This window comes from Nocardioides sp. P5_C9_2 (genome assembly GCF_054049555.1).
On record NZ_JBFUMD010000296.1, the window covers coordinates 1 to 4,965 of the forward strand.

Consider the following 4,965-nt stretch of genomic DNA (forward strand, 5'->3'; position numbering starts at 1 on the left):
ACGTACGACCCGGTCAACTTCAACTACCCGCACGGCACGCACCTGTGCGCGATGGAGGTGGACACCGAGACCGGCGGCGTCCTGATGCGCAAGTACACCTGCGTCGACGACATCGGCACGATCATCAACCCGATGATCGTGGAGGGCCAGGTGCACGGCGGGCTCGCGCAGGGCATCGCCCAGGCGCTGTGGGAGGAGGCGGTGTACGACGACTCCGGGACGCTGGTGTCCGGCTCCTTCGTCGACTACCTGCTGCCCACCTCGGCCGACACGATCAGCTTCGACGTGCAGCACAACTCGACCGCCTCGACCACCAACACCCTCGGCACCAAGGGCGTCGGCGAGGCCGGGACGATCGCCTCGACCCCGGCCGTGGTCAACGCCGTCGTCGACGCGATCCGGCACCTCGGCATCAACGACATCCAGATGCCGTGCACCCCCGAGCGCGTGTGGAGAGCCATCCACGACGCCGGCGGTGGCGGCACCACGGACACCCAGGGCGCGGCCGCTCCCCACTTCACCGAGGAGACCGGCATGCAGGGACAGACCGACCGCACGGACGGAGCGAACCAGTGATCCCCACCCAGTTCGAGTACCTCGCGCCCACCAGCGTCGAGGAGGCCCTCGCGGCGCTCGCCGAGCACGGGGACGACGCCAAGGTCATCGCCGGCGGGCAGAGCCTGCTGCCGGTGCTGCGGATGCGGCTCAACGCCCCCGAGGTCGTCATCGACCTCGGCGGCATCGAGGCCATCCGCGGCGTGCGGGAGGACGGCGACGCGCTGGTCATCGGCGCGATGACCACGCACCACACGGTGCTCCACGACCCGCTGGTCGGCGAGCACGCCGCCCTGCTGGTCAAGGCCGAGCACCAGCTCGCCGACGCCCAGATCCGCCACCGCGGCACGTTCGGAGGAGCGCTCGCGCACGCCGATCCGGCCGGCGACCTCGGGGCTCCCGCCCTGGCGCTCGGGGCGGAGTTCGTGATCGCCGGCCCGGGCGGCACCCGGACCGTGGCGGCGGACGACTTCTTCGTCGACCTGTTCGAGACCGCGATCGCCGAGGGTGAGCTGCTCACCGAGATCCGGGTCCCCAAGCACACCGGCTGGGGCGCGCACTACGAGAAGTTCGTGCGCGTCGCCCACCAGTGGCCGATCGTCGCGGTCGCCGCGGCGGTCCGGGTCGAGGGCGGCACCATCGCCGAGGCCCGGGTGGGCCTGACCAACATGGGGTCCACGCCGCTGCGCGCCCGCAGCGTCGAGGAGGCCCTCGTCGGCCAGCCCGCCACCGAGGACGCCGTGGCGTCTGCGGCCGCCCGCGCCGCCGAGGGCACCAACCCGCCCTCCGACCTCAACGGCGCGGCCGACTACCGCACCCACCTCGCCCAGGTCCTGACCCGGCGCGCCGTGCTCGCCGCCGCGGGGGCGTGAGCGGATGGAGCTGACGCACCGCTTCACCGTGCCCACCGGCGTCGAAGAGACCTGGGCGCACTTCGAGGACATCGCCTCCGTGGCGGAGTGCTTCCCCGGTGCCCAGGTGACCTCGGCGGACGGCGACAGCTTCGCCGGCTCGGTCAAGGTCAAGCTCGGCCCGATCGCCCTGGTCTACAACGGCAGCGGCACCTTCGTGGAGAAGGACGAGGAGGCCAAGCGCTTCGTCGTCGACGCCAAGGGCAAGGACAAGCGCGGCAACGGCACGGCCGGCGCCCACGTCACGGTGACCATGGCCGACGCGGCCGGCTCGACCGACGTGTCGGTCCAGACCGACCTGGCGATCACCGGCAAGCCGGCGCAGTTCGGGCGCGGGGTCATGCAGGACGTCTCCGACAAGCTCCTCGGCCAGTTCGTCGACTGCCTCGAGCAGCGGCTGACCGGACCCGGCGACGAGGCGACGGCGGACGGCGTACCGGACCAGGCCCCGGCGGCGGCAGCCGCCGACGTACCTCCGGCCGCGGAGTCGGGACCCCTGACCGCTCCGCGGCCGGTTCCACCACGACCCTCGTCCTCGGCCGCTTCCTCCGCCCCACCCCGGCCGGCGCCGCCGGTCGAGGCCCTCGACCTCGGCAGCGCCGTCCTGCCCGTCCTGGCGCGGTCCTACTGGAAGCAGGGACTCGGCCTCGTCGTCGTGCTCGCCGTGTTGTGGAGGTTGCTGCGCCGTTGACCTTGGCCGGTGTGGGAATCTTCAGGACATGAGGACGACCCGGGGCATCGCAGGACTGGCCGTGACCGTGCTGACGGGCGCGGTCCTGCTCGCCGGGTGCGGCCAGGACGTCGACGGGCCCGACCCCTCGACCGAGGTCACCCCGGTCACCTCGGGCGGGGGGAGCGTGACCTCGCTCGAGGTGACCCCCACGGGTGAGGGCGCGCGCTGCGCGATGCCGAGCGTGGAGCTCCTCCGCGCCCAGGACGCCGCCTTCGAGGGCACCGTCACCGAGGTCGGTGAGGGGACCGCGACCCTCGATGTCGACCAGTGGTACACCGGGGACGACGAGACCGACCAGGTGCGGGTCTCCACCCCGAGCCGCGAGATCGTCGACCTGCTCCTGGCCGTCGACTTCCAGCAGGGCGACACCTACCTCGTCAGCGCCTCCGACGGCCAGGTGAGCCTGTGCGGGCTGAGCGCGGCCAAGGACGAGCTGCTCTCCGGGCTGTACGACGAGGCGTACGCCGGCTGACCGGCCGGCGGGCCGCCGGCCCGGACCCCGCCGCGTGCGCGCAGGATCAGAAGACGTTGAGCGGGCGGAACTGCACCGACATCCGCGGGCCCGCCGAGGCGACCTTGGGCACGGCGTGCTCCCAGGTGCGCTGGCACGAGCCGCCCATCACCACCAGGTCGCCGTGGCCCATGGTGACCGAGATCGACTCGCCCCCACCGCGCGGCCGCAGGGCCAGGCGGCGCGGGTCGCCGAGGGAGACGATGGCGACCATCGTGTCCTGGGTGCGGCCGCGACCGATGGTGTCGCCGTGCCAGGCGACCGAGTCGTGGCCGTCGCGGTAGTAGCAGCAGCCCGCCGTCACGAACCGCTCGCGCAGCTCGGGCAGGTAGTGCTCGCTGAGCGCCTCCCGGGCCTCGACGAGCACCGGGTGCGGCAGCGCCTCGCCCACGGCGTACGTGTGGACGAGGCGGGGGACGTCGACGACACGGTCGTACATCTGGCGCCGCTCGGCCCGCCACGGCACGTCGGCGACCATCGCGGTCAGGACGTCGTCAGGGGCGGCGAGCCAGTTGCGCTGCACGTCGAGCCAGGCGCCGCGGGTCAGGATCCGGCGCTCGGGGGCGAGCGGGGAGACCGCCGGCACCTCGGCCGTGTCGAAGAGCGTCGACTGGAAGTCCACGCCCAGGACGCTACACCACGGATCGAACAGATGTTCGGAGGTGGCGTCGGCGATGCGACCGGGGCCGGGGCCGGAGGTCGGGGTCACCTCGGGGCGATACCCGGTGGCCACGAGTTGGAGCGGTGCGGGATCGTTTTCCCATGACGACCACCGGGGATCGACCCGTCGCCGCGCGGGTGCGCCACCTCACCAAGACCTACGGCAGCGGTGACGCGCTCGTGCGGGCGCTCGACGACGTCAGCCTCGACCTCGTCGAGGGCGAGTTCACCGCGATCATGGGCCCCAGCGGTTCCGGCAAGTCGACGCTGATGCACTGCTGCGCCGCGCTCGACACCGCCACGTCCGGCGAGGTCTGGATCGGTGAGCACGAGCTAGGGAAGCTCAAGGACAAGCAGCTCACCCGGCTGCGCCGCGACGAGGTCGGCTTCGTCTTCCAGAGCTTCAACCTGGTCCCCACCCTGACCGCGGAGGAGAACATCCTGCTGCCGCAGTCCATCGCCCGGCGCAAGCCGGACCGCGAGTGGTACGACTCGGTGATCGACACGGTCGGCATCCGCGACCGCCTCAGCCACCGGCCCAACCAGCTCTCCGGCGGCCAGCAGCAGCGCGTCGCGGTCGCCCGGGCGTTGGCCGGCCGGCCGCGCATCGTCTTCGCCGACGAGCCCACCGGCAACCTCGACTCGCAGTCGGGGGCCGAGGTGCTCGACCTCCTGCGCCGCAGTGCGGGCGACCACGGGCAGACGATCGTGATGGTCACCCACGACCCGGTGGCGGCGTCGTACACCGACCGGGTCGTCTTCCTCGCCGACGGCCGCATCGTCGACGAGCTGCGCCACCCGCACCGGGAGGGAGTGCTCGACGTGATGGCCCGGATGAGTGCCCCGGTGGCCGACTGATGCTGCGCACCGCGCTCAAGAGCCTGCTGGGCCGCAAGGTCCGGCTCCTGATGAGCACCTTCGCGATCGTGCTCGGTGTCGCCTTCGTCGTCGGCACCCTCGTCTTCAGCGACACCCTCAGCCGCAGCTTCACCGCCCTGATGGCCTCCACGGTGGGCGACGTGGTCGTCCGTCCCGGCGGGACGTCGGGGGAGTCCGAGCCGACCGCCCGCACCGTCGACTCCTCGCTGGTCGACCGCCTGCAGGGCGTGGACGGCGCGGCCCGCGTCGACGGCAACGTGACGGCGTTCGGCGTCTTCGTCGTCGGCGAGGACGGCAAGGTCGTCGGCGGCCAGGGCCCACCGTCCGTGGGCGCCAACTGGAGCGACGCCCCGGCCGGCCACGACCTCGAGGGGCTGGCGATCATCGGCGGTCGTGCGCCCACGAAGTCCGGCGAGGTGGTGCTCGACTCGGTCACCGCCGGCGAGGGGGGCTACACCATCGGCGAGGAGGTCCACCTCGTCACCAGCGGGGACCAGGCGGTCCTGCGCCCGACGCTGGTCGGCATCGCCGGCTTCCCGGCGGGCGGCTCCCTCAACGGATCGACGCTGGCCGCCTTCGACACCCGTACGGCGCAGCGCCTGCTGCTCGACGGGAAGGACGCCTTCACCGACATCTGGGTGACCGCCGAGCCGGGGACGAGCCAGGAGGAGCTCGCGGCCGCGGTCCGCGAGCGACTCCCGCGCGGCGTCGAGGCC

7 protein-coding genes are annotated in these 4,965 nt (G+C 72.8%); 6 read left to right on the forward strand and 1 reads right to left on the reverse strand.

Translation table 11 applies throughout. The annotated features are described in order from the left end of the window. The 4 genes from ACXJKL_RS14340 to ACXJKL_RS14355 form a co-directional block, all read left to right on the forward strand. The coding region (locus ACXJKL_RS14340) for a xanthine dehydrogenase family protein molybdopterin-binding subunit (protein WP_457207720.1) at window positions 1-576 on the forward strand (576 nt) is incomplete at its 5' end. Further along, complete coding sequence (locus ACXJKL_RS14345; RefSeq protein ID WP_457207721.1) at window positions 573-1,427, forward strand: FAD binding domain-containing protein; 855 nt, start codon at window positions 573-575, stop codon at window positions 1,425-1,427. The genes ACXJKL_RS14340 and ACXJKL_RS14345, both read left to right, overlap by 4 nt. Window positions 1,428-1,431: 4 nt before the next feature. Beyond that, complete coding sequence (locus ACXJKL_RS14350; RefSeq protein ID WP_457207722.1) at window positions 1,432-2,157, forward strand: SRPBCC family protein; 726 nt, start codon at window positions 1,432-1,434, stop codon at window positions 2,155-2,157. A 28-nt stretch (window positions 2,158-2,185) separates the two neighbouring features. Beyond that, window positions 2,186-2,671: a hypothetical protein gene (locus tag ACXJKL_RS14355; RefSeq protein WP_457207723.1), complete on the forward strand. Its 486-nt coding sequence runs from the start codon at window positions 2,186-2,188 to the stop codon at window positions 2,669-2,671. A gap of 46 nt (window positions 2,672-2,717) precedes the next feature. On the opposite strand, the gene ACXJKL_RS14360 is transcribed toward ACXJKL_RS14355, so the two are convergent. After that, the gene (locus ACXJKL_RS14360) at window positions 2,718-3,332 is read right to left on the reverse strand and encodes an alpha-ketoglutarate-dependent dioxygenase AlkB (RefSeq protein ID WP_457207724.1); all 615 of its coding nucleotides are present in this window, start codon (window positions 3,330-3,332) and stop codon (window positions 2,718-2,720) included. Window positions 3,333-3,472: 140 nt separating this feature from the next. Between ACXJKL_RS14360 and ACXJKL_RS14365 the strand changes: the two genes are divergently transcribed. Continuing rightward, entirely contained in the window at window positions 3,473-4,228 is a 756-nt protein-coding gene (locus ACXJKL_RS14365; protein ID WP_457207725.1) for an ABC transporter ATP-binding protein, read from the forward strand. Next, a partial coding sequence (locus ACXJKL_RS14370; RefSeq protein ID WP_457207726.1) for an ABC transporter permease occupies window positions 4,228-4,965 on the forward strand: 738 nt, incomplete at its 3' end. The genes ACXJKL_RS14365 and ACXJKL_RS14370, both read left to right, overlap by 1 nt.

Coding starts and splice junctions, on each gene's coding strand:
- ACXJKL_RS14350 (WP_457207722.1), top strand. CDS start 1,432: ATGGAGCTGACGCACCGCTTCACCGTGCCCACCGGCGTCGAAGAGACC.
- ACXJKL_RS14355 (WP_457207723.1), top strand. CDS start 2,186: ATGAGGACGACCCGGGGCATCGCAGGACTGGCCGTGACCGTGCTGACG.
- ACXJKL_RS14365 (WP_457207725.1), top strand. CDS start 3,473: ATGACGACCACCGGGGATCGACCCGTCGCCGCGCGGGTGCGCCACCTC.